The organism is Nonlabens sp. Asnod3-A02 (assembly GCF_045063755.1).
GTDB classification, from domain to species: Bacteria; Bacteroidota; Bacteroidia; order Flavobacteriales; family Flavobacteriaceae; genus Nonlabens; species Nonlabens xylanidelens.
Genome location: NZ_JBEFOC010000008.1, coordinates 319,272 through 344,691 on the forward strand (window position 1 = coordinate 319,272; position 25,420 = coordinate 344,691).

The following is a 25,420-nucleotide window of genomic DNA, read 5'->3' on the forward strand; positions in this document are numbered from 1 at the left end:
TTATAATTTTTTAATCTTATCGAGAGGCATCCATGCTTTATTACCATTAGACAAAGAAACTAATGCCCAGTCATTAAATTCTTCTTGCACTTCCACCTTAGTACCTTCATGAAGAATGAAACTCTCTTTGGCAGTTTCTTTAGGTTCTTCTCTCGTAATAAACTCTGCCGTGTACACTATGGCATATTGTTCTTTGTTCAAATGATCTTTAGAATAAAAAGCCGCATAAATAGCTAATGCAGAAAATAGAATACCTACAAACGTAAAAATAAAAAACAGTCTTTTTTTACCTGCTGTATGTGCATAGAAATAAAATACCGCCATCAAAACGGTAAACAAAACTAGTAGAATACTAAAGTAAGCCCACTCATCTACACTTAAAGAGGTAACATATTTTTCTAAGTTAGATCCTATACTTTCCACTCGAGTATCTTCTACCGCATCAATTTTCATCTGATTAGCAAAATTGAGATTGTTCTGTATATCTGCATTTTCTGGATCTAACTGAAGTGCTTTTTCAAAGTTATAAACCGCTGGTCCTACAGCATTAATTTTATAATAAGCATTTGCTAGATTAAAATAAACCTCAGCACTGTGCTTTCCTGTTTTAAGTATTTGCTCATAACCAGCAATAGCAAGGTCAAAGTTTTCTGCTGTGTACGCCTCGTTTGCTTTTGTGAACGCAGCTGCCTCAAAAGACTCTTGTGAATTACCTATAAACACAAAAAGCAGCAACAATATGGATAACATCTTCTTCATCTTACTTCTTTAATTGTTTATCTATATCATTTAATACTCTACCAGCTTTTTCATAATCTTCTTTCATACTAGCCTCAGACGATGGAGTGTAACGAGCAAATTCACAACTAGCTAGCAACTCACTAAATTCTTTTCTAGTCGTCGGACTAGCATTTCTTTGATCTAACAACTCATCTACCTTATCCTTAGACATGTCTGCCGTTTGAATATGAAGTTTAGATTTCAAATAATTATGTAAAGATTTTTCTAGTGAAATGTAAAATAACTCGTGATTACCCAAGTTTTTCTTTGCCGTACTAAGATATTTCTTGCTCAACTTATTTGCGGTTCTTATGCGATTACCATCCACATCTGCACTGCGTTTTTCTACTTGCCCACGGTACAATAGCACGACAGGTAAGATTAATAATAAGCCTCCTAGAATAGCCCAATAGGTAGTTGTATTAAAGAAGTAGCTTTTTGTCTTATCTATTAATTGTGTATCTGTTTTAATGAATGCAAATGGCACATTGCTTTTAATCAAATTTTTAGATTCACTCTCACTAGCAACGGCAGTATCATTACTTGCAGTGGTAGGAGCATCACCTTCTACCATTAATAATATCTCGCCACTAGACTTAGTAATATACTGTTCTTTTTTAGGATCAAAATAAGAAAACTCCACTGGTGGTATAACATATTTACCACCGTATTGAGGTACTACGATATAAGAATCTTTAATACTACCGCGCATACCATAAATATTTGTAGTCACCTTATTAATGCGCTCAGGATCATAAACCTCTAGGCTTTGTGGTGCTTTCAACTTAGGCAGTTCCATTAATTTTAAATTTCCAGAACCAGAAACACCTACCGTAGCAGTAAGACTTTCTCCTGCGTCTAATTGTGCTTTATCTGTTTCTACCTTAAAATCAAACTCTCCTACTGCTCCTGTAAAACTTGCTGGCCTACCTATAGCAGGTAAGTTTTTAACTGTAATAGCTCTTTTACCTGCGCTTACCGTTCTACTTACTGTTGTTGTATAAGGTCTACCAAAAAAGTCTCTTCTACTAGTCGGTATTTGTACTTGAACATCTAGTGTTAATGGCTCTATCTCTAATTTACCTGTTTTTTGAGGATACAAAACAGCTTCTCGTAATACTAGGTATCTATAAGGCTGTCCCTGATAGGTTCCATTTTTCACCTGTCTATTACGGTTATCAATATTTTGCGACCAGAAATCTCTATACTTAGGACTGTCCAGCTCATTCCATCCAGTAACACCAGTTTCATTAGAAACATAAAGCTTGTACACTACTCTTATAGCTTCATTAAGGTAAGGGTTAGCATCTGACACTTCGGCAACTAGGTGTATACTATCTTCTACACTTATAGATTGATCATCTGGACCTTTAGGTTGTGCCACGGCGCCAGTAACATTAATAACTTGAGGTATAGTCTTATACTCATTACCGTTATAAGTCATCACACTTTGTTGTATGGTTAACTTACCTGTTTTAGTAGGTTTTAAAACATATGTATATGACTTTGTCATACTGCTTTTACCATTTACCCAACTTTGAGAAACTGCCTGACTAGGACCAGCAACTACCTGAAATCCAACAAAATTAGGTGGTGTAAAATTATCACCATCTACATTCATTTTAAATTCAATGCGCAACCTTTCATTAACCGCAATTCTAGTACGACTTGCATTTGCAGTAAATTCTACCTGACTAAAGGTCAAATAGCTGCTCAAAAGAAATAGTATATAAATCAAATGTTTCATTACCAATCTTTTTCTGATTTCTTAGCTGGCCCTTGAGCCTTCTTAGCATTTACTTTATCTCTTATTTTTTGCTCCTCATTATTCATCGCCTCCAGTATTTGACTAATTTGTTGTGGCGTCATTTTACCTTCTACACGTTGTGGTGCTTTTTGATCTTGTTTTTTAGGCTCACCGTCTCCATCTTTTCCGTCTTTAGGTTTACCGTCTTTATCCTTATCTCCTTCTCCATCACCTTTCTTATCGTCACCTTCTTTCTCGTTTTCCTTGCCGTCGTTTTTACCGTCAGAGTTTTTATCCTTATCTCCTTCTTTATTATCCTGGTCGTCACTCTCGCTGTCGTCCTTCTTATCATTCTCATCGTCGCCACCGCCACCGCCGCCGCCTTGCTTCTCTTCCTCTTTTTTGGCTAGCGCAAGATTGTAACGTGTCTCTTCATCAGTAGGGTCATTTCTCAAAGCTTTTTTATAAACCTCAACTGCTTTTTTATACTCCTTATTTTCTAGTAATAAATTCCCCTGATTGTGGTAAATTCTATGCTTCTCTTCTTTAGTGGTAGCAGCCTCGGCAGCAGCTATATAATTATTAGACGCATTATATTTTTTTGTGTGATCGTAATAAAGATTCCCTAGATTATAAGCAGCATCTGCCGCTTTAGGATTTACGGCCTTAGCCTTTTTATAGGCTGCTTCGGCTAGGTTAAAATTTCCTTCCTTTGCGTATGCTTGAGCTTTGGCAATCTCATTTTCATAAACTGGATCTATAGATGGTTTTTCTTGCGCTTTCGCGAAAGCGTAACCACCCAAAAACACTAAAACTACTATTATCTGTTTCATCATCATCTTACTCATTGAACAAGTTTAATTTTTTGAGCCATCCTGTTTTCTTCTCTAAATAAAATATATCTAAAAATAAGAAGAACAATCCAAAGCCTAAAAACCACTGGAATTGGGATTCAAAATCTGAATATTGTTGGGAATCAAAGGCAACCTTATCTATACCTGATAGCTGCTCCTTTAATTCTTCTATTACTGTTGCAGTAACCGTACCGTCTATATAAGCACCGTTACCAGCGCTAGCTATTTCTTTAAGGGTTTCTGCATTTAACTTAGTAATTACAGTTTTACCGTCTCTGTCTTTTTTAAATTCTCTAACAACGCCATTAACTTTAATAGGTATGGTACCACCTTTTTCTGTACCTACACCTATGGTTATGATGCGTATTCCTTTTTCTGCAGCAGCCTCAGCAACTGAAGCGCTATCACCTTCATGATCTTCTCCATCACTTATGATTACCAATATTTTTGCTGCTTCTGTCTGGTCGCTATAATAACTCTCAGCCAGTTGAATTGCTTCATTAATTGCTGTTCCTTGACTGGATATTAAATCGGTATTGAGAGATTGAAGAAATAATCGTGCACTACCGTAGTCTGTGGTTATAGGTAGTTGGGGCACGGCACTACCAGCATAGGCTATTAGTCCTATACGGTCACTAGCTAGGTTATTAATAATTTCGGTAACGAGTCTTTGTGATTTTTCTAATCTACTAGGCGCGATATCCTCGGCCAACATAGATTTAGAAACATCTACTGCAAAAACTATATCTACACCTTCTCGGTTTACTGTTTCTAGTTTTTCGCCTGCTTTGAGGTTTACTAGTGCAAGTATTAAAAAGGTTATACCCATACACACAGTTACTAATTTTAATACAGGTTTAAACCAAGATCTATCTGGGATTAAATGGCCCAGCATCTTTTTTGTGGCATATTTTTTTTGTGCGCGATACCTCCAGAAAGAAAGTCCTATAAATAGAACCACTAATACTGGGATAAGACACAAAAGCCAGAAATATATTTTTTCTTCTAGTATATACACTTGTTCGTATTTATTAGTCGCCGTTATTCTCTTTTTTAATGAGTGGCAGCATTTTTATTTTAAAGTTTCAATTGATTAAACGGATGCTTATTTTTAAATCAACCTAAAGTTGCAATCAATTAAGCCGCCGTTTTAAAAATGGTATATCTCAATAACATCTCTACACCTATTAACATCAATGCTAGTAAAACTAGGTCGCGGTATTTTTCTTCTACATTGTAGAATTCAAATTGTTCGATTTCTGTTTTTTCTAGCTTATCAATTTCGGCATAGATTTCTTTTAGTTTCTTATTATTATCTGCCCTAAAGTATTTACCACCTGTATCTGCAGCAATTTGTTTCATTAATTCTTCATCGATTTCTACTGGCGCCATCTTAAATTGAAATCTGCCGTTAGGTAATTGTGCATATGGAGATGGCGCATTACCATTAGTACCTATCCCTACAGTATAAACCTTAATACCAAATTCTACAGCCAGCTCACTTGCTATTTTAGGATCTAAAAAACCGCTATTATTGACCCCATCGGTCATTAAAATAATCACTTTACTTAGCGCCTCACTTTCTTTAAGTCGGTTCACTGCTGTGGCGAGCCCCATTCCTATTGCTGTACCATTTTCTAGAACACCGTCAAATTTAATATCCTTAATTGCCTTAAGTGATATGGTTTTATCTGTAGTAATAGGTGTTTTAGTGTAGCTTTCTCCTGCATAAACCACGACTCCTATCCTATCGCTAGGCCTACCGTTTATAAAATCTGCAGCGACTTCCTTAGTTGCTTCTAATCTATTAGGTTCAAAATCTCGAGCCAGCATACTTGCACTTACATCTACCGCAAGAACTATATCGATTCCATTTGTAGTTTTAGTCTTTGTGGTAACGTCTGTAGTTTGTGGTCTTGCTAGCGCCACAATAATTAAGGCTAATGCAAGTAAACGCAATAAAAACAATACAGGTCTTAATTTACCTAATAAAGATCTGCCTGGTTGAAAACCTTTAATAGTAGACACCTTAACCTGTGCATTTTGCCTTCTAAAAGTCCAGATGTAAAAACCTATCGCTAGCGGTAAAAGCAGCAACAACCAAAACATCTCTGGTGAAGCAAATTTGATATTTGTAAACCAGTCCATCATTCCTTTTCTTTCTTTTTACCATCGTCAAAGGATGGGAACGTAATTGAACTTCTAACTCTTTCTCTCAATATTCTACCGTACTCACGATCGCGATTCTCCTCATCATCTTTTAAGTTACTAATGATAATTTGATCTATACCTATTTTATTTGCCATCATAAGAATCTCGTATTCATAATCCTTATCATCTAGTTTATAAGTACCATCTAGAGAGACACCTTTTACACCATTTATCTCTACCTCATCTTCTAGCATAAGAATATCTGTAGCACCTAGTCCATCAAGAACTTTGGTCATGTTATCTCGTACTACGGCAGGTGGCAACTGGTCATCTTCTTTAAAACCGTCTCCTTTTAATGTGAAAGTGATAACACCTACGTAAAAGTCATCAGATATATCACCTGTTGCAAACTGATCTATAGATGTAGACATCAATTTAAATTGATCTCCTAATGAAGTCGTGTCCTGACGTACTAAAATATCTGGCGAGTTTAATTGAACAGGCGGCATACCGTAGTCACTAGTTAACCAGGTTTGCTCTGTAAGATCGCGTTGTGCGTTACCGAACACTTTATCTTTTACATTATCAAAACCTATGACATAGCTCCATATTCCCATGGCAATAGCAAGTGCAACGATTCCTATACCGACACCTATCAATATATTGCGAGTACGTTTTTTTATTTCTTGTTTACGTCTATAACGCGCATCTTGCATCAGCTCTTCTTCAGTAGGCGGTGGCAATACTTGATGGATATTATTGATAATTTCCATGGTGCGCTGTCTATCTTCTTTGGCACTTATTGCGTCACCACTAGCGGTTGCAAATTTTACCAAATCGGCTTTTTGAAGAATTTCTTCTAATCGAGATTGCGTTTTATCTGTAATATGCATGCCTTTTTCTGACATGGCTATTTTCAATTCTTTTATTAGCTGTCCTGTTGTACTTTCTAGTGTATGACCATAAACCTTAGAGTCTATATACCTTCTTATAATATAGGTAAGCTCTGTATAATATTCTTTCCACTGGCGGTTATCTAAGTAAGAGCCTTCGTCTAGTAATTTTAAACGATACTTAGTCCACTCATAAGGTTGTAACGTCTCTTCATAGGTTTTTTCTTCTCGTTTTCGCGTAAGCAAAACAACAGCAATAATAACTGGTATTAAAAGTAACAACCACCACATCCATCCATAAGATGCTGTAGATTTATCTTCTATATCTACATAACCCTTGATAGGGAACATACCTTGTTTAGTAGTATCTACTTCTACCTCACGCACACTTATAAGTATAGAGTCTGATTTTAAACGACGGTCATTTTTAAGAATTTCTAATCTAGGCACCCAGTAATCACCAGAATCGAATTGTGTTACGCCATACTGTTTAAAGAGTCTAATTTTATCTGCTATTCTTAGACTGTCTACAGGATAACTTTGTAACACCTCTAGTGCGCCCATGGTTTGCTGCTCTGGAAAGATGATCAAATCTCCCAGATCTGCATCGACACTTATGCCCAGTTTTACTTCTTCACCTATTTTAATAAGGTCCCGATCTACAGTTGTAGACACCTCAGTTTTATCCTGAGTCTGGGCTGTAGTTATGGCAACGCATAATAAAAATAATATGTATACTAGTTTTTTAATCATCGTGCTTTGAAGTATCCTAATAATTTCTTTGTGTAATTCTCTCTAGTTTCTAGATCTATAGCGCCTGCGTCAGATCTAGTAAATGCTTCTTTAAAATAGGCAGCGCTCTCTTTATGATAAGCTGCATATTTATTACGTACAGATTTAGAACTGGTATTAATCAATTGTGATTGCCCTGTTTCTTGATCTTTAAACTGGACTAGACCCATTTTAGGCATGACCGTCTCACGCTCATCATAAACTCTAATTCCTGTGACGTCGTGTTTGCGACCTGCTATTTGTAATGTCTTTTTATAATCGGTGCTCATAAAATCTGACATCACAAAAACGATGGCTTTTTTCTTAAGCACACCAGCTAGAAACTTTAAAGCTCCTGCTATATCTGTAGCCTTACCTTTAGGTTGAAATTCTAGCAATTCTCGTATAATTCTAAGAATATGAAATTTCCCTTTCTTAGGCGGAATGAACAATTCTACCTGATCAGAAAATAGAAGCAAACCTACCTTATCATTATTCTGCATCGCACTAAAAGCTAGTGTTGCACACAATTCTGTAATGATCTCTTTTTTAATTTGCTCTTGTGTACCAAAAAGTGTCGACCCACTTATGTCTGCAACCAGCATGAGGGTAAGCTCGCGCTCTTCTTCAAATACCTTTATATATGGCTCACTATAACGAGCAGTTACATTCCAGTCTATATTACGTACGTCATCACCGAACTGGTACTGTCGCACCTCACTAAAAGTCATTCCACGACCTTTAAAAGCACTATGATACTCGCCACCAAATACTGCGTCGCTTAAACGACGAGTCTTGATCTCGATTTTACGTACTTTTTTAAGAAGTTCTTGTGTATTCATACAGCGTGTACTCTATATCAGTTAATTGAAATTGATTTTTTATCAGCATCAATAGATTATGAACGACTCTATTTTTTCAAGAATCAACACCTATTGATTTTATTTCAATAGAACTATGGTACCTCGATCGTGTTTACGATCTTGTTTACTATATCTTCAGTTGTGTAGTTCTCAGCTTCGGCCTCATAAGTAATACCTATTCTGTGACGCAATACGTCTAGTACTACTGCACGCACATCTTCTGGCACAACATAACCACGTCGCTTAATAAATGCATAACATTTTGCAGCTTTGGCAAGGTTAATAGATCCACGAGGTGATGCTCCAAATGAGATCAACGGCTTCAAGTCTGCCAGATTATATTTTTCCGGATAACGAGTCGCAAATATGATATCTAGAATATACTTCTCGATCTTCTCGTCCATATATACGATTTCTACCGCATCTTGAGCGCGTAAAATTTGCTCTACAGACACTACAGCGTTAGGCTCTGTAAAGTCTTTTTTTAGATTTGCTCGCATGATGTATTGCTCGTCTGCAATAGTTGGGTAATCTATTACCGTTTTTAACATAAAACGGTCCATTTGCGCTTCTGGTAATGGATAAGTACCTTCTTGATCTACTGGGTTTTGAGTTGCCATTACTAAGAACGGTTTCTGTAATTTAAAAGTCTCATCACCTATAGTAACCTGCTTCTCTTGCATGGCTTCTAGTAGAGCACTTTGCACCTTTGCTGGCGCACGGTTTATCTCATCTGCAAGGACAAAGTTTGCAAAAATAGGTCCTTTCTTGATGTTGAATTCACCATCCTTCATGTTATAGATTAATGTCCCCACAACATCTGCCGGTAATAAATCTGGTGTAAACTGTATTCTTGAAAAAGAACCACTTACCGCCTTAGAAAGTGTCGTAATAGCAAGTGTCTTTGCTAGTCCAGGTACACCTTCTAATAGAATGTGCCCGCGACCTAAAAGACCTATAAGCAATCGTTCTATCATGTATTGTTGACCTACAATTACCTTGTTCATTTCATTAACAAGTAATTCTACGAACTGGCTTTCTTGTGCTACCTTTTCATTGATACTCGCAATATCTACCTGCGTGCTTTGTTGATCCATAATAGTATTTTCTTTAATCTTATTAATTGCAAAAATGTCCAAACATTAAATTTTGAACTGTTTAAAAGCTGTTAAAATTAGCCCTACCTCTGTGACTACCAAATTTAAAGAAGGTCTAATTGATAAACTTCACAGAAGTATACTTTTATGTTATCGATTGTTAACGTTACCGCTTTCGCGAAAGCGAGGTTAAAATAAACATCTTGCTAACACCTTTTCCCTACTTTTGTACAAAGAACCTGATATGAAAACTGCTTTAATTACTGGCGCAACTAGTGGAATAGGACTGGCAACCGCACAAACTCTAGCCGATAACAATTATGCCCTTGTACTTTGTGGACGTAACGAAGAGAAGCTGGCCGAATTAAAAGAAGAGCTTTCTGAACTCGTTCCTGTGGAGACTTTATGCTTTGATGTACGTGATAAAGAAAAAGTAGAAGAACAAATTAACAGTCTTACAGAATTCCCTTTTAATGAGATCAATATCCTAATAAATAATGCAGGTAACGCTCATGGACTGGACCCTATAGATAAAGGTAACCTAGAAGATTGGGACGCTATGATGGATATAAATGTAAAAGGATTGCTTTATGTAAGTCATGCGATTATACCTAAAATGAGAGAACGTAAAAACGGACATATCATCAACATAGGTTCTACCGCTGGTAAAGAGGTCTATCCTAACGGTAACGTATATTGCGGTTCTAAGCACGCTGTAGATGCTATCACTACAGGTATGCGACTGGATTTAAACCCATATAATATAAGAGTAGGTGCTGTAAATCCAGGACTGGTACAGACTAACTTTAGTGAGGTGCGATTTAAAGGAGATACAGAACGAGCAGACAAAGTGTATCAAGGTTACATGGCGTTACAACCACAAGACGTTGCAGAGGTTATTCTATTTGCCGTAACGCGACCACCGCATGTTAACATTGCAGACTTAACTGTGATGTGTACCGCACAGGCAAGTAGCGTAGTGTTGAAGAAAGACTAGAAACACCTTTCTTATCAAAGCTTTTAAAAGAAGATAAAATAAACAAATCATGAAAAAATTAATCCTCTTACTGAGCATTATACTTCTTGCGTCATGCACACAAGAAGTAGAACCTACTATCGAAAACATGAATTCTATTTTTGAAAGCAAAGATTTTACTATCGAGTATCATCTGACAGATGCAAGGGTAGAATCAATGAGTTTTATTGAAGACATTTTAGTTTACAAAGCAAATGATAGTGTGGTAAGAAAAACAATCTCCTTTGATGAGGCATTACTGATTAACCAACTTATCCAAGAAAAATTTAAACAACACGACAGTAACAATAACGAAACCCCTTCTATAATTGTATTAAATACGGCAAAGAAGGTAACTTTGAAAATTCCTAACTATGAGGTGGACTACCTCAATTTAATTAACAAATTAGACCTATAGATATGTTCCCATTAAGAAGAAACAGAAGATTAAGAACTAGCCCAGCAGTAAGATCTTTAGTACAACAAACGTTGATCTCACCTAATGATTTTATAGTACCATTATTTGTAGTAGAAGGAAATGGCATCAAGGAAGAAATAGCCTCTATGCCGGACTATTACCGATACAGTCTAGATCTTTTAAAGAAAGAAGTACAATTATTATGGGACATGGGATTAAAAAGCGTCTTACTCTTTGTTAAAGTACCAGACCATTTAAAAGACAACAAAGGGACCGAGGCTATTAATAAAGATGGACTGATGCAACGAGCTATTAAAACCGTTAAGGATGTTGCACCAGGAATGTATGTAATGACAGATGTGGCTCTAGATCCTTTTTCTAGTTTTGGTCATGATGGAATAGTAGAGAATAACAAAATTCTTAATGACGCTACTTGCGAGGTACTTGCACAAATGAGTATTTCTCATGCACAAGCTGGTGCAGATATGCTCGCACCTAGCGACATGATGGACGGTCGTATTCTTTACATAAGAGAAGCACTGGAGGAAGAAGGGTTTACAGATACTGGAATTATGAGTTATTCTGCAAAGTATGCTAGTGCTTTTTACGGCCCCTTTAGAGACGCACTGGATAGCGCACCAGGGTTTGGAGATAAAAAAACCTATCAAATGGATCCTGCAAATCGTAATGAAGCCATAAAAGAAACTTTAATGGATATTGATGAAGGAGCAGATATCGTTATGGTAAAACCAGGATTATGCTACCTAGACATAGTTAGAGATATTAAAAACGAAGTAGATGTTCCTGTAAGCGTGTATCAAGTAAGTGGAGAATATTCCATGCTTAAAGCTGCTGCAGAAAAAGGATGGTTAAATCATGATGCCGTAATGATGGAACAAACTATCGCTATTAAAAGAGCTGGAGCAGATTTAATAGCTAGTTATTTTGCAAAAGATGTAGTGAAGTTGATTTCATAATATTCATTTATGAGGATATTCAATTGCTTTATAATATGCGCCAGTTTTCTTATTTTAAATTCTTGCAATAAGAATCTTTCAGAATCAGAACTCATAGAAAAATATCAAACAGCTCTTGATGATGAAGACTGGGTTGATGCACTTAAGTATGTTAACGAAGGATTAAGAAGAAAACCTGAAGACACAGCCTTACATTTTTCTAAGGCTCTGTGTTTAAAAAGACAAGACCCTATAAAAAACAGTAAAGAGATCACGAGTCATTTAAACATATACTTAACCAGTTTTAAAACCTCCAGTGCAGGTAGATTATTAAAATATTTAAATTATCTAGACAATAACGAATTCCACAAAGCTATTGAAGAGGTAAACAAACTAGAAAATATTTATGGAATATCATCTGCCACTCTTGAATTACGAGCAAACGCACAATTCTTAAATAAAAACTACCCTCAAGCAGCCTTTAACTACGAGGAGTTGCTAAGTTATAACCACACTTCAAAGAAATTTAAACAATTTTATTATTATAAAATTTATCCAAAATATTTTGCTGACAACAAGGAAGGTGCTGCTTGGGACACTGCATTCTTACCCAATTACGGACTAGAAGAAAACAAAAAACTTCTAGAACGGATAATGAATAGTAAGCTAGACATTAATGATTACAACGAGATAGTTGTAAATTATAATTTTGATTCCTTTAATCAAGAAATTCGTACAAAGATTGGCTTGCAGTATGATAACTTAATGAGACCATTATATGGAAAACAGCTAGCTTTAACAAAAAGATCTAATGTTATTGAGTTGGAATCTTTAAACAAGGATATTGAAATTTTAAACTTAAGCTTTTCTCAAGTGGACAAAATCCCAGACGCAATATCAAAATTTAAAAAGTTAAAAGCATTATCTCTCTCTAAAAATAAAATTAAGGATTTTGATAAATTATTCCAACAACTAGCACAACTACCACAATTAGAATTTTTATCAATCAATTATTCTAATTTAAAAGAATTCCCTCCTTCCATAAAAGAACTTAAAAATTTAAAAGGGTTATCCATTGAAGCCTCAAATATAAGAGCACTGCCCAAAGAAATAGGTCAACTCAAAAACATAAGCTATCTAAGCGTTAGTAATAATAGCAAACTCCAAGATTTGCCTATCGAAATAAAATACTTAAAAAAACTAAATGCTCTCGATATATCTGGAAGCGGAATCAAACGTATCAGGGACGAAGTAAGCTTATGTTATAATTTGATCTCTATTAAAGCTAACGCTTCAAAAATTGAAACTATCCCTAACAATATTAAAAACTTAAAGTTACTGAAAGAATTAAATTTAGGTTCTAACAGAATAAAGGAACTACCTGAAGGAATAGGATATCTCAATAGGCTTGATTTCCTTTTACTAGGAGATAATGATTTAAAAACTTTACCTGATAGTTTTTCTAAATTAGATAACTTAACATTTCTAAGCCTCGCTTTTAATAGGTTTAAAGAGTTTCCTAATGAAGTATTACATCTAGAAAAATTACAAACATTATGGGTACACAACAACAATATCCCATCAATTCCAAAAGAAATAGGTAACCGTAAAACACTTACTCATCTTCTAGTAGATCATGAAATTACATCTCAATTAAATATTGAGAAAATAAAAAGTATTAACCCTAATTTATATGTAGTTCCAGAGGACTCTAGAAAATATGTAAAAGGTGAGAAACGAAAAAATTAGACTAAAAAACAACAGCTCATAGTTAGAGAAGAATAACCCAATAACAAGAGAAATTATGTTTAGATATTTAAGAACTTTCAGAAGAGATTTAAAAGAAGGAAGAAAGTTAATGAGAATAGAAAAAGAACCTTTATTGGAGTTTTCGTACCAAGTTTTTCAAAATGACATACCTCGAATAGAGATAATCAGACTACAAAGTCTTATTAATTACGAGGATATAGGCTCTATAGATATGACAAAGTTTGCTGTAAAGATTATTTCAAATGAAAATGATGATTACGTTTCTAAAATTAAGTCCTCTATGTATGGAGAATATTGCGCAAACCTTATCCATCCTCCCAAAACACCTGTTTGTCAAATGTTCATCATGAAAAACCGTATTAATAAAATCAATCAAGTAGTTAATAACATTTTAATTCAAGTTTTCGACTTTAAGACTACCGACCTTATAGAAACTGGAATAGAATTATATGAATAAATAAAAATGCCCAAAGATTCTTACACCGTAGAAGAAGCGACTCGTTCCATAGAGCGATACTGTGCCTATCAAGAGCGCTGTCATAAAGATGTGGAGGATAAATTAAAAAGCATGGGTATTATTCAACTAGCAATAGATGAAATCATACCCCACTTGATCCATCACAAATTCTTGAATGAAACACGTTATGCCGAGGCTTTTGCACGAGGTAAGTTCCGTATTAAACAATGGGGAAGAGTGCGTATAGTGCGCGAACTTAAAATGAAAGGCCTTAATGAACGTACTATAAAGATAGGACTCAAAGAGATAGCTGATGTCGATTATGAGATTGCTTTGGATACGCTTTCGCGAAAGCGGTTACAACAAATAACTACCGAAAATGATAAATATAAAAAGCGTAAAAAACTTGCCGATTACCTGCTCTATAGAGGCTGGGAAAGCCACCTAGTTTATGCAAAAGCTGTAGAGCTTATTCCTTGATATTTAGATTTTCGTGGGTTCTAATTATCGCTTTTTCATTTTTATAATCTATCCACTCCTGTCCTTTACGTTTGCGCATAAAGTTATCATAATGACGCATAAACAGTAAATTATAAAGCGCTTTACTTAAATTTTTAATCTTTCTAGGATAAGAACGCAAACTTATAGAAAACCCTGGCGTTAGGTAATGCATGTAATGCCAGTATCCCTCGGGCATGTATAACATCTCTCCATGATTAAGCTCACATACAAAACCTTGTGCCTGTTTTAAAGCTGGCCATTTTTCAAAATCTGGATTTGAGAAATCTATATCTTCTCTAGCAATTAAAGAATGTGGCACTCTATATAAATAAGGCGACTGATCTGGAGGAAAAATTACACATCTCTTTTTACCATGGAAATGGAAGTGAAGAATGTTAGTGAAATCTATATCAAAATGCATAAAAACCTTAGAGTCCGTACCACCGAAGAACATCATCGGTAAACCCTTGATCAATCGCATTCCTAATTTAGGGAATTTAAAATCTGTCTGAAGTGCCGGCACCTCACTCATAATATTATAGAGGAAGATTCTGAAATTAGTAGGTTTCTTTTTAAGAAGATCTACATATTCAGACATCTTCATCTCTGCGTGTGCTTGATTAAAACCCTCGTCATGTTTTACTGGACGGTCATCATAAAGAGGCACGGTTTTATCTCCAGCAACTTGCGTTATATATTCTAGATTCCATTTTTTATAAGCGGGCCAGTCTTGAGTTAATTTTTCAATAACTACAGGACGCTGTGGCTTGAGATAATTTTTTATAAAATCATCTTTACTTATCGTGGAAACACGCGGTATTTGTTTAAGGTTGAGTTGCATAAATAGCGTACAAACTTAAGTAATGAAACAAAGAAAGTCTACGTAGTTAACTATGCTTTAACGGCTTTACCAGCTTGTTTAGCCTCCTCATTACGCTCGATCTTGTGACCTGGACGAGACCATTTAGGCTTTTCACCTTGATCCTTATATTCAGAATATTGAGCTTCTACCGTTTCTGGTTGTGCCTTTTTTACAAATGGTTTCATAGGCTCTAGTCCTAATAATTCAAACATTTTCATGTCTTCATTCACATCTGGATTAGGTGTGGTAAGTAATTTATCACCTGCAAATATAGAATTAGCTCCTGCAAAGAAACACATCGCCTGTCCTTCTCTAGACATGTCTGTTCTACCAGCACTTAGTCTTACCTGTGTTTGTGGCATTACTATACGCGTAGTAGCAACCATACGTATCATTTCCCAAATAGAAACAGGTTGTTGCTCCTCAAGTGGTGTACCTTCTACGGCAACAAGTGCGTTGATAGGTGTACTTTCTGGTTGTGGGCTTAAACTAGCTAGTGCAACTAACATACCTGCACGATCTTCTATATTTTCTCCCATACCTATAATACCACCACTACATACGGTAACATTAGTTTTACGTACGTTATCTATAGTATCTAGTCTGTCTTGGTAGCCACGAGTAGAAATCACTTCTTTATAATACTCTTCAGAACTGTCTAGGTTGTGATTATAAGCATATAATCCAGCCTCAGCTAGACGGTGTGCCTGGTTTTCAGTGATCATACCTAGAGTACAACACACTTCCATATCTAATTTATTAATAGTACGTACCATTTCTAACACTTGGTCAAATTCTGGCCCATCTTTTACATTTCTCCATGCTGCTCCCATACATACACGAGAACTACCACTAGATTTTGCTCTTAAAGCCTGTGCTTTTACTTGTTGCACAGACATTAAATCATTTCCTTCTACGTCGGTATGATAACGAGCTGCCTGTGGACAGTACCCACAATCTTCTGGACAACCGCCAGTTTTAATAGAAAGAAGCGTAGAAACTTGTACCTGATTAGGGTTATGAAATTCTCTATGAATAGTCGCCGCATCATATAACAAATTCATAATAGGTCTGTTATAAACTTCTAATATTTCTTCTTTAGTCCAGTCGTGTCTCATAATCGTATTCTACGTTAAAAAGGTAAAAATAAGGTTTCCTTAAGTAATAGCTACAATGAATTAATGTTAAAGGAAAGCACTTATTATTATCAAATTATTAGTTTTTAATTCTAGTATTATTTTTCTATCAGTAAACTTACCGCATTACCACCAAAGCCAGTCGCGTTGATTAAAATACGTTTAGGTATTCTAACATCTCCACGCGGATTCACAAATGAATCTGCTAAAAATGGAACAGTAAACATACTCTGTGATTGCAACATTTCTATTCCCATAGCTAGATTAAGCGCACTACTTGCACCTAGCGCATGACCTAATTGCCATTTATTATTACATAAACACGGATATTGATCTCCAAAAACGCTCTTAATCGCAACGAACTCTGCTTTATCTCCTTTTATTGTTCCAGGTGCATGAGTGATAATTGCATCTACATCTTCTAGATTCATATGCTGTGTTGCCTGCCTCATTGATTCTTGAAGACAGTCTCCACTAGCGGTTACAGATGTTGCACTAGCTAGTTTTTCTATAGCGCTTCCGTAACCTGTGATTTTCGCTATACTATTATTATCTTCTTTAGAAAGTAAAAACACAGCAGCAGCTTCTCCTAATATCATGGAGTTTTGAGTCTTATCTAGATCCAGTGCTTTACAAGGATACTGATCGGTATCTCGTGAATATATGCGTAAAGCTTGCATTTGACTCACTGTAAATGGTGTTAATGGCGCTTCACTACCACCAGCTATAAAGCTAGTCGCCATACCACTTTCTAGCCATGCAATAGCATTAAGTATCGCATGAGATGCCGTTGCGCAGGTAATACTATGTGAAAAAGCAGTTCCTTTAAGACCTAGATCTTGTGCTACCCAACTCGATATATTACCTAGTGTAGTTAATGGAGATGTTGCCGTTGGTACGGTTCCGCTTTCGCGAAAGCGAGAATAAAACTCTTCCCATAAACCAGTTGCACCACGACTAGAACCTATATTAATGCCCGTTTGTGATGGAACATTTTTCAAAGATCTAGCGGATAATAACGCCAGTTGTACACTACGGTCCAAGGATTTATACGATTCATTTTCTTTTAAAAATGCATTTAACTGAGATTCTTTTTCGCTAGAAATAGGACCTACCCAAGCACTGTCTTTTTTATTAAAAAAACTAGTTTCTTGTTGATCTTTAAAAGAGTCTACCGCAGCTACCATGGCTGCATCGTTAATATATATAGGGTTTTTCACAAGCTTATTTACGACTGCAAAAATCGTGAAAAGAACTTAGATTAAAAATCTATTAATAAGTTCTTTTATACCGTTTCAACACAGATTGTTAGATTAACTAATCTGATCTAAAAACTCTTCTAATAATTGATAAATAAAGTCCAATTCTGCTGACGTGGTAGTAAATGGTGGCACAATGTAAACTGTTTTACCTAATGGCCTTAAAAACAAACCACGTTTCCAAAACCACTGAAACATCTCGTTACGTTTATTTCCATAACGTTCCATTTCTATGGCAAGGTCTATAGCAAGTATTACACCTCTAGTTCTAACTGCGGAAACATTATGATGTGATTCAATTTTTGATTTAAACACTCTGTTAGATGCTTCTATATTCTTTATACCTCTTTGAATACCCTCAGAGATTAATAAATCGATAGCAGCTGCAGCAACTGCACAACCTAGTGGATTACCAGAATAGGTATGTCCATGGAATAATCCTTTGGCAAGATTATCATCATAAAAGGCATCGTACACCTTTTGTGTACAAGAAGTAATTGCCATAGGCATGATACCACCGGTGAGCGCCTTTGATAAACAAATAACATCTGGTTTTGCTTCTATTTGATCACTAGCAAAATAAGTCCCTGTTTTACCAAAACCTGTCATCACCTCGTCTGCCACGGCGATAACTCCATGTTGTTGAAATTTTCTAATCACTTGGGACAGCGCAGCAGCATCATTAAGTTGCATGGCTGCAGCTCCTTGAACTAGCGGCTCATAAATAAAACTAGAAATCTCGTGTTTTTCTAAAAGAGAGTGTACTAATTCTAAAACTTGAGGAAGATTCTCATTTGTTGGAGCAGGAATACGCACCACATCTATAAAAAAATCTTCAAATGGCCCATTATAGACTGATAAACCACTAGCACTCATGGCACCAAAGGTATCTCCATGAAAACCATTTTCTAAGGCAACTACCATATTTCGTTTCTCACCTTTATTGAAGTGATACTGAAAAGCCATTTTAAGACCTATCTCTACACTAGTAGAACCATTCTCAGAGAAGAACAGTTTTTGCTGGTTATCTGGCAAGATACCGATCAGTTTCTCACCCAATGTAGCAACAGGCTCATGAGTCATACCAGCAAAAACCACATGATGCAATTGATCTACTTGTTTCTTAATTGCGCCAGTAAGAACAGGATTTGTATGCCCATAACTACAGGTGTACCAGCTAGAAATACCGTCAAAGTATTTTTTACCATCAAAATCATACAGATAATTACCCTTTGCATGAGCAATCGCAAGAGGCTCACTAGCCGTTTTATGTTGCGTTAGTGGATGCCAAATGAAATCGGCATCATTTTTTAGAATATCCTTTTTGATCATAATGCTTTTAAAGCTTTTTGAAATTTTAAAGCGTACTTCTCCACTACCGACGCGTTTATTTCTTCTTCTCTAGATATATGACCTAGAGTATTAAGTCCAGTCATTTTTTCAATAACCTCAATTGTACCATCAAGATCTACATGATTGTATATAACGCCTACACAATTGAGTCCTTTTGATTTTAAAAGCGCCGCACTCAATAACGTGTGATTGATACTACCTAAATAACCAGAACTAACTAAAATAACTTTATCCTCTGGCATTATAAGATCCACAATAGTATCCTTATCATTTAAAGGAACTAATAGACCGCCCGCACCTTCTATAACCAGAGTGTTTTCAGTATCAGGACGTATTACTTTATCTAGATCGATAGTAACACCATCTATTTGAGCAGCCTTGTGCGGGCTCATAGGTGTCACTAATCTATAAGCTTCTGGATGTATAGTAGTTATTGTATTTGATAATAAAGTAGAGATAGTCGCTTTATCAGTTTCTTCTAGACCACTTTGTATCGGTTTCCAGTAGTCTGCATTAAGTGATTCTGTAACTATAGCCGCAACAACTGTTTTTCCAACATCTGTACCGATACCGGTAATAAATATTTTACTCATTCACGTCAAATTTTGTATAACAACTCTTACACTGATAATTGTAAGAATTAGAAAAAGGAAAGATGTTTAAAACAACCGCTTTCATTTTATCTGCAAAGGTAGGTGCCGTTTCAATATCTCGTATTTCTCTAGCGTCTGTTTTTCCACAATTGGGACATTTTATATATTCTACACGATATTTTAATAAATCAGGATTAGATTGTTCTAAAATACCCATCGCTTTTATAAAATCCTCTTTATACACCAGCATTTTAACACCACCTATAGCGTTTGTAGCAAATGGATCTGTTGCAACGGTAAACTCATCTTTTAAGAAAACCTCTACCTGCTCACTCTCTAGCTTACCTTTTACTACAACAGCCTCTGCTGGATAAGCAAATACGGCTATGGTTTTAAATTTACTCATAAGTTTTTCAGAGTTTTGGCAAGTAATTGTAGCATGCCACTCATTTCATTTTCTGTATTAAAATTATGAATACATATACGCAGTCGTTCTTCACCCTTATTAACCGTAGGTGACAGTATCGCCCTAACATCATACCCATTCTCTTGGAGCGTAAATGCGGCTTTTTTTACCACCTCGTTATTAGGTATGATACAAGTTTGAATGGCGGTCTCGCTTTCGCGAAAGCGTAATCTCAATCCAGCTTGCAATACCAGTTTATTAAACAACTCAATGTTACTAGTTAATCTAGAGATGACATCTTCACTACGACTCAAAGTAAGGTACCCATTTAAAATACACTGCAATGAATGCTCTGGCAATGCTGTGGTATAAATAAAACTGCGAGCATAATTAATCAAATACTCTTTAAGATCTTCACTACCTAAAACAGCTGCCCCATGACATCCCAAACCTTTACCAAAGGTCATAACTCGTGCAAAAACATCATTCTCTAGATCGAGATGTTGTGCAAGTCCGGCGCCATTTTTTCCTATAACACCTAGTGCGTGCGCCTCATCTAGTATTAAATGTGCGTTATCAAACCTGCTAACTAAATCTATCAATTTCTTAAGATCTGGCATGTCGCCATCCATAGAGAACACAGATTCTGTGATCACATACACCTGTCGACCCTCGGCCTCACTAAATTTTGATAGCAAAATTTCTAGATGTCTTAAATCATTATGACGGTATTTAAGAGATTTTGCCTGCGATAATTGTATCCCATCTCTAATACTAGCATGAACGAGTTGATCGAAAAGTATCAAATCTGCTCGATCTGTAAGTGCAGGTACGAGACCTATGTTTGCATCATAACCTGAATTAAATAGCAGAGCAGCTGGTGCATTATGAAATTGTGCAATTTGATCTTCTATCTGGTTATGTAAATCGCTATGTCCAGAAATAAGTCTACTGCCAGTAGCGCCATTAGATTGCGCTTTATGTGACACATGTATCTTAGAAAAACCTAGATAATCATTTGAAGAGAAATCTATAAGATGATCGTTTACAGTAAGTTTACGTAAACTCCCTGAGAAGTAACGCATACCTAAAAGAGTCTGTAGTTTTTCTGGAAGCATGATGCAAAAATAAGTGTTTTAGTATTCGGTTATTTGTTGTTCTCAAAAAATACAAGTTACCATTACATCAAAATAAAAACAATTTCTTGTTAAAAAAGCAAAACAGGTAGGTGATGAGCTAGGCACAGCCGATAGACCAAGCAAAAGGGCTTTATGGTTGTGAAAACAAATCAAAGATCAAACTTTACCTTAATACATTTCAATAAATTAAACATCACATATTAAGCTGTTTAACGAATTTTATTATCATTTTTCGATAATTTATTATTGTTAATCAATAATAATATGATAAGTTTGTTATTGAAAAACAATAATTATTATGAAAATAACTTGGCTCAGTACCTTAAGAGCAATACTTACGCTAGTATATTTCTTCAGTTGGATAAGTGCAGTTCTTGCGCCATTTACACTCTTCCTTTTTACCGATGGATTAGCAACGAAATTTACCAACTTTGGTGAAGACATTTATAACATACACTGGACGTTTTATTTAGTGCTAGCTTTATCTGTGATAGGATATTGGTTTTTTCTAGGAATGATTTATCATTTGAGAAAAGCTTCTTACCGTATCTCACCGCAAAGATTTATTGATGAGCTTATTAAAGTACATTTATATAAGGCAGGATTGTTTTGTGTGATCGGTTTATTAATTACAAAATTACCTACTTACATTTACAAATATGTAACAATGCCTATAGTTAAAGACATGGATCTTTCAGATTCTTCCAACAGCGTTCACCTTGGTATTTCTTTTGACTCTGCATTTGTACTTTTGGCTTTTGGTATATTCTTGATTATCATCTCCAAAATCATGAATGAATCGATCATTATTCAAGAAGAAAATGAATTAACGATATAATTATGCAAGCATCGCAAAATAAAAAACTAGAGAGTAGTATAAGAGGAGTCTGGTTTACAATCCTTTTTTATATCACTTTACCCTTCTGGGTTACCCTTCCCTTTATTATAAATTGGCAATATTTTGGTGAATTTACTGATGAAAAGGAAATTAATAATTTATGGATAAACTTTTTAGGCTACGGAATCATCTTTATTATATCTTGCTTTACACTACTTCAATTTCATGGTATGAGTAAAGAAATGATGAAAGGTGATTTTTACAGCAAAGCTTGTATTCATAAACTATATCGTGGTAGTCAGCTGTTACAACTTACCGGCTTTTCCATAATTATGTGGAGTTTTATTTCTAGAATATTAATACCGTATGAAGGGAAAATATTTTTTTCTTTTGAATTCTGTAGTGGTTATTTTCTACTGATTCTAAGCGTAATTTTCTGGTACGTTACTAAATCACTAAGAGCCGGAGCACTTATACAACAAGAAAACGACCTAACCATATAACTCATGCCTATAAACATCAATCTAGACGTCGTACTGGCACAAAAAGGCATGAAAAGCAATGAACTCGCTGAGAAAGTAGGTATTACTACAGCTAACTTATCAATACTCAAAACTGGTAAGGCAAAGGCTGTACGGTTTTCTACCCTGGAAGCTATTTGTGAAGCACTAGAATGCCAGCCTGGAGATATACTAGAATACAGAAAACAACCCTAAAAGAACTACTCACCTAGCACACCAGCTGTGTTTTCTCTCAAAGCTAGATCGCTACAAATTAAAATCTATTGATAAACAGATAAAAGGTTTTAAACGATAGTGTTATATTAGCATATCTTAAAACCTAACAATGATGAAAAAAGTTCTTTTTATTCTCGCTCTAATCCTAGCAGGAACAGTAAGCGCTCAAGATTTAACTAGAGACATGACAATTGCCCTTAAAAACGACAGTCCTACTGACCTTAAAGTTTTTGTAACCGACTCTAATAAAGATAATTGTTTCCAAGCTGGTACTAGACAATCGACTTTACTACAATTAGCCGTACAAATGAATAGCGGTGACGTTATTTCTTATTTATTAGATGATGCTAAAGTAAATGTAAACCAAACATGTGGAGACAACACTCCATTAATGTGGGCAGCAAAAATGGGTCGCGATAATACTGTATCTCTTCTATTAGAAGCCGGAGCTGATAAATCTATTAAAGTAGATGGTAAGTCTGCATTAGATCTTGCAATGGCAAATGGTAATGAAGCTACCATTAAATTATTAAAGTAATTTATTATAACAACATACCTCATTCTTAGTATCGAGGGAATTTATATAAAACCTGCAAAGCCTACTTTGCAGGTTTTTTGTTGTATTAAAAATTAAAACTACCGTAGGTTTCTAAAAACACAATCAGCAACAGTTTGAAAATTGATAGAAGTAATCTAGAGCCATTAAACTGATTAAACCTAAAATCCTAAGAACACTCTAGTAAAACACACAAGAAGCTCCTTAAAGAAGCAATAGAAAGAATCTTAAGAAATCAAATGTCCTATATAAAAAAGCCTCGATCCATAGATCGAGGCTTTAATATATTATGATAAGAACGTTATTAGTCTGCTAGGACTATCGCTTTATTATCTTTCATTTCTAGAACCCCACCAGTTATAGCAAAGTTAGTAGTACCATCTTCTTTAGTAAAAAGAGCAGCGTTAGCTTTATCTAACACTACATTACCAAATATCTTTACAGCACCTTTTGATAATAACGACACTACTGGCGCGTGATTATCTAACATCTGGAACTGTCCATTTATACCAGGTACAGACACAGATTCTACTTCACCTTTAAAAAGTGTTAATTCTGGTGTAACTATTTCTAAAATCATATTTGTATAATTTTATATCACAGTATCCAGTCGTCTTAATCAGATCAAGACGACGGTAACTGTATACTTATATTATGCTTCAGAAAGCATTTTTTCTCCTGCCTCAATAGCCTCTTCGATAGTACCTTTAAGGTTGAATGCACTTTCTGGAAGGTGATCTAACTCTCCATCCATAATCATATTAAATCCTTTGATAGTATCTTTAATATCAACTAACACACCTTTAAGACCAGTAAACTGCTCTGCAACGTGGAAAGGCTGAGATAAGAAACGTTGTACACGACGTGCACGGTTTACAGCCATTTTATCTTCTTCAGATAATTCTTCCATACCTAGAATGGCGATGATATCCTGAAGCTCTTTATAACGCTGTAATAATTCTTTTACACGAGTAGCACAATCATAGTGCTCATCACCTAAAATATCTGCTGCAAGAATACGAGATGTAGAATCTAGAGGATCTACCGCTGGGTAGATACCTAATTCTGCAATCTTACGAGACAATACAGTAGTTGCGTCAAGGTGAGCAAACGTTGTTGCTGGTGCTGGATCCGTTAAATCATCTGCAGGTACGTAAACCGCTTGTACAGATGTAATAGATCCTTTTTTAGTAGAAGTAATTCTTTCCTGCATCGCACCCATTTCTGTTGCTAGTGTAGGTTGATATCCTACTGCAGATGGCATACGACCTAATAGTGCCGACACCTCAGAACCTGCTTGTGTGAAACGGAAAATGTTATCAACGAAGAAAAGAACGTCTTTTCCTTGTCCATCACCAGCTCCATCACGGAAATATTCAGCAATCGTAAGACCAGAAAGCGCTACACGAGCACGTGCTCCTGGTGGCTCATTCATTTGTCCAAATACGAAAGTTGCTTTAGATTCTCTCATTCCGGCTTTATCAACCTTCTGTAGATCCCAACCGCCTTCTTCCATAGAATGCATGAAGTCATCACCGTACTTGATAATCCCTGATTCTAACATCTCACGTAGAAGGTCATTCCCTTCACGAGTACGCTCACCAACTCCAGCAAATACTGAAAGTCCACCGTGACCTTTTGCAATGTTATTAATCAATTCTTGAATCAATACTGTTTTACCAACTCCTGCTCCACCGAAAAGTCCAATTTTACCACCTTTTGCATAAGGTTCAATAAGGTCGATTACTTTGATACCTGTATAAAGCACCTCAGTAGAAGTAGAAAGATCTTCAAATGCTGGTGCATCTCTGTGAATAGAAAGTCCATCTTTTCCAGTTTTAGGAAGATCTCCTAAACCGTCAATGGCATCACCGATTACATTAAATAGACGACCGTAAACGTCATCACCTACTGGCATTTTAATAGGATTACCAGTTGCTTTAACCGCTGTACCACGACTAAGACCATCTGTAGAATCCATAGATATTGTTCTTACTGTGCTCTCACCTATGTGAGATTGTACTTCTAGTACCAGTAAAGAACCGTCCTCTTTTGCGATTTCTAGTGAATCATAAATTTTAGGAAGTGCGCCTTCTGCACTGTCGAATGTTACATCTACCACCGGTCCGATGATTTGTGAAACGCTACCTGTAATTTGAGACATTTATATAATGTTTTAAAACTTAAAAAGATACAGCTTTTAACGGCTGTTTTTCGTCGCGCAAAGATACTGCTTTCATCTCTATAAAAATAAGGTGTTTTTTAATT

The 25,420-nt window shown here is 35.8% G+C and carries 27 protein-coding genes; 10 read left to right on the forward strand and 17 right to left on the reverse strand.

The window, feature by feature from the left end; genetic code table 11:
- The 8 genes from ACJJVN_RS11375 to ACJJVN_RS11410 all read right to left on the reverse strand — a co-directional run bounded on the left by ACJJVN_RS11375 (position 1) and on the right by ACJJVN_RS11410 (position 9,156).
- Complete coding sequence (locus ACJJVN_RS11375) at positions 1-759, reverse strand: tetratricopeptide repeat protein (protein WP_405378158.1); 759 nt, start codon at positions 757-759, stop codon at positions 1-3.
- Position 760: 1 nt separating this feature from the next.
- Entirely contained in the window at positions 761-2,527 is a 1,767-nt protein-coding gene (locus ACJJVN_RS11380; protein ID WP_405378160.1) for a BatD family protein, read from the reverse strand.
- The gene (locus ACJJVN_RS11385) at positions 2,527-3,375 is read right to left on the reverse strand and encodes a tetratricopeptide repeat protein (RefSeq protein WP_405378162.1); all 849 of its coding nucleotides are present in this window, start codon (positions 3,373-3,375) and stop codon (positions 2,527-2,529) included. Before ACJJVN_RS11385 ends, ACJJVN_RS11380 begins: the two co-directional genes overlap by 1 nt.
- On the reverse strand, positions 3,368-4,399 hold the full coding sequence (locus ACJJVN_RS11390) for a VWA domain-containing protein (RefSeq protein WP_405370348.1): 1,032 nt from the start codon (positions 4,397-4,399) through the stop codon (positions 3,368-3,370). Before ACJJVN_RS11390 ends, ACJJVN_RS11385 begins: the two co-directional genes overlap by 8 nt.
- A gap of 119 nt (positions 4,400-4,518) precedes the next feature.
- Positions 4,519-5,532 (reverse strand): vWA domain-containing protein, encoded by a 1,014-nt coding sequence (locus tag ACJJVN_RS11395; RefSeq protein ID WP_405378164.1) that lies wholly within the window; start codon positions 5,530-5,532, stop codon positions 4,519-4,521.
- Positions 5,529-7,178 carry a hypothetical protein gene (locus ACJJVN_RS11400; RefSeq protein ID WP_405378166.1) on the reverse strand — a complete coding sequence of 550 codons (1,650 nt, stop codon included), beginning with the start codon at positions 7,176-7,178 and terminating at the stop codon, positions 5,529-5,531. The genes ACJJVN_RS11395 and ACJJVN_RS11400 overlap by 4 nt, the downstream gene beginning before the upstream one ends.
- Positions 7,175-8,038, reverse strand: coding sequence for a DUF58 domain-containing protein (locus tag ACJJVN_RS11405; RefSeq protein WP_104514017.1), 864 nt, complete (start codon positions 8,036-8,038; stop codon positions 7,175-7,177). Before ACJJVN_RS11405 ends, ACJJVN_RS11400 begins: the two co-directional genes overlap by 4 nt.
- A gap of 113 nt (positions 8,039-8,151) precedes the next feature.
- Positions 8,152-9,156, reverse strand: coding sequence for a MoxR family ATPase (locus ACJJVN_RS11410; protein ID WP_104514706.1), 1,005 nt, complete (start codon positions 9,154-9,156; stop codon positions 8,152-8,154).
- A gap of 244 nt (positions 9,157-9,400) precedes the next feature.
- Here ACJJVN_RS11410 and ACJJVN_RS11415 point away from each other — a divergent pair, with 244 nt between their 5' ends.
- From ACJJVN_RS11415 to ACJJVN_RS11440, 6 genes are read left to right on the forward strand one after another with little or no spacing between them, the layout of a single operon-like run.
- Complete coding sequence (locus ACJJVN_RS11415) at positions 9,401-10,153, forward strand: SDR family NAD(P)-dependent oxidoreductase (RefSeq protein WP_104514018.1); 753 nt, start codon at positions 9,401-9,403, stop codon at positions 10,151-10,153.
- Between the two features lie 49 nt (positions 10,154-10,202).
- Positions 10,203-10,589, forward strand: a complete 387-nt coding sequence (locus ACJJVN_RS11420; protein ID WP_405378168.1) for a hypothetical protein — start codon at positions 10,203-10,205, stop codon at positions 10,587-10,589.
- 2 nt (positions 10,590-10,591) lie between these two features.
- A complete protein-coding gene (gene hemB, locus ACJJVN_RS11425; RefSeq protein ID WP_104514020.1) occupies positions 10,592-11,566 on the forward strand; it encodes a porphobilinogen synthase in 975 nt (324 codons plus the stop codon).
- 9 nt (positions 11,567-11,575) lie between these two features.
- Positions 11,576-13,294 carry a hypothetical protein gene (locus ACJJVN_RS11430; protein WP_405378170.1) on the forward strand — a complete coding sequence of 573 codons (1,719 nt, stop codon included), beginning with the start codon at positions 11,576-11,578 and terminating at the stop codon, positions 13,292-13,294.
- Positions 13,295-13,349: 55 nt separating this feature from the next.
- Positions 13,350-13,772 carry a hypothetical protein gene (locus ACJJVN_RS11435; RefSeq protein WP_405378172.1) on the forward strand — a complete coding sequence of 141 codons (423 nt, stop codon included), beginning with the start codon at positions 13,350-13,352 and terminating at the stop codon, positions 13,770-13,772.
- 6 nt (positions 13,773-13,778) lie between these two features.
- Complete coding sequence (locus ACJJVN_RS11440) at positions 13,779-14,252, forward strand: regulatory protein RecX (RefSeq protein WP_405378174.1); 474 nt, start codon at positions 13,779-13,781, stop codon at positions 14,250-14,252.
- Here ACJJVN_RS11440 and ACJJVN_RS11445 read toward each other — a convergent pair.
- The 7 genes from ACJJVN_RS11445 to ACJJVN_RS11475 all read right to left on the reverse strand — a co-directional run bounded on the left by ACJJVN_RS11445 (position 14,242) and on the right by ACJJVN_RS11475 (position 21,000).
- Positions 14,242-15,114, reverse strand: coding sequence for a cupin-like domain-containing protein (locus tag ACJJVN_RS11445; protein ID WP_405378176.1), 873 nt, complete (start codon positions 15,112-15,114; stop codon positions 14,242-14,244). The genes ACJJVN_RS11440 and ACJJVN_RS11445 overlap by 11 nt on opposite strands.
- 50 nt (positions 15,115-15,164) lie before the next feature.
- A complete protein-coding gene (gene bioB, locus ACJJVN_RS11450; RefSeq protein WP_104514023.1) occupies positions 15,165-16,253 on the reverse strand; it encodes a biotin synthase BioB in 1,089 nt (362 codons plus the stop codon).
- Positions 16,254-16,369: 116 nt separating this feature from the next.
- The gene (locus ACJJVN_RS11455) at positions 16,370-17,491 is read right to left on the reverse strand and encodes a beta-ketoacyl synthase N-terminal-like domain-containing protein (RefSeq protein WP_405378178.1); all 1,122 of its coding nucleotides are present in this window, start codon (positions 17,489-17,491) and stop codon (positions 16,370-16,372) included.
- Between the two features lie 93 nt (positions 17,492-17,584).
- Positions 17,585-18,862 (reverse strand): adenosylmethionine--8-amino-7-oxononanoate transaminase, encoded by a 1,278-nt coding sequence (gene bioA, locus ACJJVN_RS11460; RefSeq protein WP_405378180.1) that lies wholly within the window; start codon positions 18,860-18,862, stop codon positions 17,585-17,587.
- Complete coding sequence (bioD, locus tag ACJJVN_RS11465; protein WP_405378182.1) at positions 18,859-19,476, reverse strand: dethiobiotin synthase; 618 nt, start codon at positions 19,474-19,476, stop codon at positions 18,859-18,861. The genes bioA and bioD overlap by 4 nt, the downstream gene beginning before the upstream one ends.
- The gene (locus ACJJVN_RS11470) at positions 19,469-19,882 is read right to left on the reverse strand and encodes a DUF2007 domain-containing protein (protein ID WP_104514027.1); all 414 of its coding nucleotides are present in this window, start codon (positions 19,880-19,882) and stop codon (positions 19,469-19,471) included. Before ACJJVN_RS11470 ends, bioD begins: the two co-directional genes overlap by 8 nt.
- Entirely contained in the window at positions 19,879-21,000 is a 1,122-nt protein-coding gene (locus tag ACJJVN_RS11475) for an aminotransferase class I/II-fold pyridoxal phosphate-dependent enzyme (RefSeq protein ID WP_405378184.1), read from the reverse strand. The genes ACJJVN_RS11470 and ACJJVN_RS11475 overlap by 4 nt, the downstream gene beginning before the upstream one ends.
- A gap of 319 nt (positions 21,001-21,319) precedes the next feature.
- Between ACJJVN_RS11475 and ACJJVN_RS11480 the strand changes: the two genes are divergently transcribed.
- The 4 genes from ACJJVN_RS11480 (at position 21,320) to ACJJVN_RS11495 (ending at position 23,134) form a co-directional block, all read left to right on the forward strand.
- Positions 21,320-21,859: a DUF2975 domain-containing protein gene (locus tag ACJJVN_RS11480; RefSeq protein WP_405378186.1), complete on the forward strand. Its 540-nt coding sequence runs from the start codon at positions 21,320-21,322 to the stop codon at positions 21,857-21,859.
- Positions 21,860-21,861: 2 nt separating this feature from the next.
- Positions 21,862-22,362 (forward strand): hypothetical protein, encoded by a 501-nt coding sequence (locus ACJJVN_RS11485; RefSeq protein ID WP_405378188.1) that lies wholly within the window; start codon positions 21,862-21,864, stop codon positions 22,360-22,362.
- Between the two features lie 3 nt (positions 22,363-22,365).
- A complete protein-coding gene (locus ACJJVN_RS11490; RefSeq protein ID WP_405378190.1) occupies positions 22,366-22,575 on the forward strand; it encodes a helix-turn-helix domain-containing protein in 210 nt (69 codons plus the stop codon).
- 133 nt (positions 22,576-22,708) lie between these two features.
- On the forward strand, positions 22,709-23,134 hold the full coding sequence (locus ACJJVN_RS11495; protein WP_405378192.1) for an ankyrin repeat domain-containing protein: 426 nt from the start codon (positions 22,709-22,711) through the stop codon (positions 23,132-23,134).
- 322 nt (positions 23,135-23,456) lie between these two features.
- Here ACJJVN_RS11495 and ACJJVN_RS11500 read toward each other — a convergent pair whose 3' ends face one another.
- Complete coding sequence (locus ACJJVN_RS11500; protein WP_104514032.1) at positions 23,457-23,732, reverse strand: F0F1 ATP synthase subunit epsilon; 276 nt, start codon at positions 23,730-23,732, stop codon at positions 23,457-23,459.
- 72 nt (positions 23,733-23,804) lie between these two features.
- Positions 23,805-25,316 (reverse strand): F0F1 ATP synthase subunit beta, encoded by a 1,512-nt coding sequence (gene atpD / locus ACJJVN_RS11505; protein WP_104514033.1) that lies wholly within the window; start codon positions 25,314-25,316, stop codon positions 23,805-23,807.
- Between the last annotated feature and the right edge of the window lie 104 nt (positions 25,317-25,420).

What these genes read in the sequence shown, in the direction of transcription:
- ACJJVN_RS11490 (WP_405378190.1), top strand. Translation starts at nt 22,366, where the DNA reads ATGCCTATAAACATCAATCTAGACGTCGTACTGGCACAAAAAGGCATG.
- hemB (WP_104514020.1), top strand. Translation starts at nt 10,592, where the DNA reads ATGTTCCCATTAAGAAGAAACAGAAGATTAAGAACTAGCCCAGCAGTA.
- ACJJVN_RS11375 (WP_405378158.1), bottom strand. Translation starts at nt 759, where the DNA reads ATGAAGAAGATGTTATCCATATTGTTGCTGCTTTTTGTGTTTATAGGT.
- ACJJVN_RS11500 (WP_104514032.1), bottom strand. Translation starts at nt 23,732, where the DNA reads ATGATTTTAGAAATAGTTACACCAGAATTAACACTTTTTAAAGGTGAA.
- ACJJVN_RS11495 (WP_405378192.1), top strand. Translation starts at nt 22,709, where the DNA reads ATGAAAAAAGTTCTTTTTATTCTCGCTCTAATCCTAGCAGGAACAGTA.
- ACJJVN_RS11405 (WP_104514017.1), bottom strand. Translation starts at nt 8,038, where the DNA reads ATGAATACACAAGAACTTCTTAAAAAAGTACGTAAAATCGAGATCAAG.
- ACJJVN_RS11440 (WP_405378174.1), top strand. Translation starts at nt 13,779, where the DNA reads ATGCCCAAAGATTCTTACACCGTAGAAGAAGCGACTCGTTCCATAGAG.
- ACJJVN_RS11445 (WP_405378176.1), bottom strand. Translation starts at nt 15,114, where the DNA reads ATGCAACTCAACCTTAAACAAATACCGCGTGTTTCCACGATAAGTAAA.
- ACJJVN_RS11395 (WP_405378164.1), bottom strand. Translation starts at nt 5,532, where the DNA reads ATGATGGACTGGTTTACAAATATCAAATTTGCTTCACCAGAGATGTTT.
- ACJJVN_RS11480 (WP_405378186.1), top strand. Translation starts at nt 21,320, where the DNA reads ATGAAAATAACTTGGCTCAGTACCTTAAGAGCAATACTTACGCTAGTA.
- ACJJVN_RS11410 (WP_104514706.1), bottom strand. Translation starts at nt 9,156, where the DNA reads ATGGATCAACAAAGCACGCAGGTAGATATTGCGAGTATCAATGAAAAG.
- ACJJVN_RS11400 (WP_405378166.1), bottom strand. Translation starts at nt 7,178, where the DNA reads ATGATTAAAAAACTAGTATACATATTATTTTTATTATGCGTTGCCATA.
- ACJJVN_RS11385 (WP_405378162.1), bottom strand. Translation starts at nt 3,375, where the DNA reads ATGAGTAAGATGATGATGAAACAGATAATAGTAGTTTTAGTGTTTTTG.
- ACJJVN_RS11435 (WP_405378172.1), top strand. Translation starts at nt 13,350, where the DNA reads ATGTTTAGATATTTAAGAACTTTCAGAAGAGATTTAAAAGAAGGAAGA.
- atpD (WP_104514033.1), bottom strand. Translation starts at nt 25,316, where the DNA reads ATGTCTCAAATTACAGGTAGCGTTTCACAAATCATCGGACCGGTGGTA.
- ACJJVN_RS11475 (WP_405378184.1), bottom strand. Translation starts at nt 21,000, where the DNA reads ATGCTTCCAGAAAAACTACAGACTCTTTTAGGTATGCGTTACTTCTCA.
- ACJJVN_RS11430 (WP_405378170.1), top strand. Translation starts at nt 11,576, where the DNA reads ATGAGGATATTCAATTGCTTTATAATATGCGCCAGTTTTCTTATTTTA.
- bioD (WP_405378182.1), bottom strand. Translation starts at nt 19,476, where the DNA reads ATGAGTAAAATATTTATTACCGGTATCGGTACAGATGTTGGAAAAACA.
- ACJJVN_RS11380 (WP_405378160.1), bottom strand. Translation starts at nt 2,527, where the DNA reads ATGAAACATTTGATTTATATACTATTTCTTTTGAGCAGCTATTTGACC.
- ACJJVN_RS11485 (WP_405378188.1), top strand. Translation starts at nt 21,862, where the DNA reads ATGCAAGCATCGCAAAATAAAAAACTAGAGAGTAGTATAAGAGGAGTC.
- ACJJVN_RS11470 (WP_104514027.1), bottom strand. Translation starts at nt 19,882, where the DNA reads ATGAGTAAATTTAAAACCATAGCCGTATTTGCTTATCCAGCAGAGGCT.
- ACJJVN_RS11415 (WP_104514018.1), top strand. Translation starts at nt 9,401, where the DNA reads ATGAAAACTGCTTTAATTACTGGCGCAACTAGTGGAATAGGACTGGCA.
- ACJJVN_RS11420 (WP_405378168.1), top strand. Translation starts at nt 10,203, where the DNA reads ATGAAAAAATTAATCCTCTTACTGAGCATTATACTTCTTGCGTCATGC.
- bioB (WP_104514023.1), bottom strand. Translation starts at nt 16,253, where the DNA reads ATGAGACACGACTGGACTAAAGAAGAAATATTAGAAGTTTATAACAGA.
- bioA (WP_405378180.1), bottom strand. Translation starts at nt 18,862, where the DNA reads ATGATCAAAAAGGATATTCTAAAAAATGATGCCGATTTCATTTGGCAT.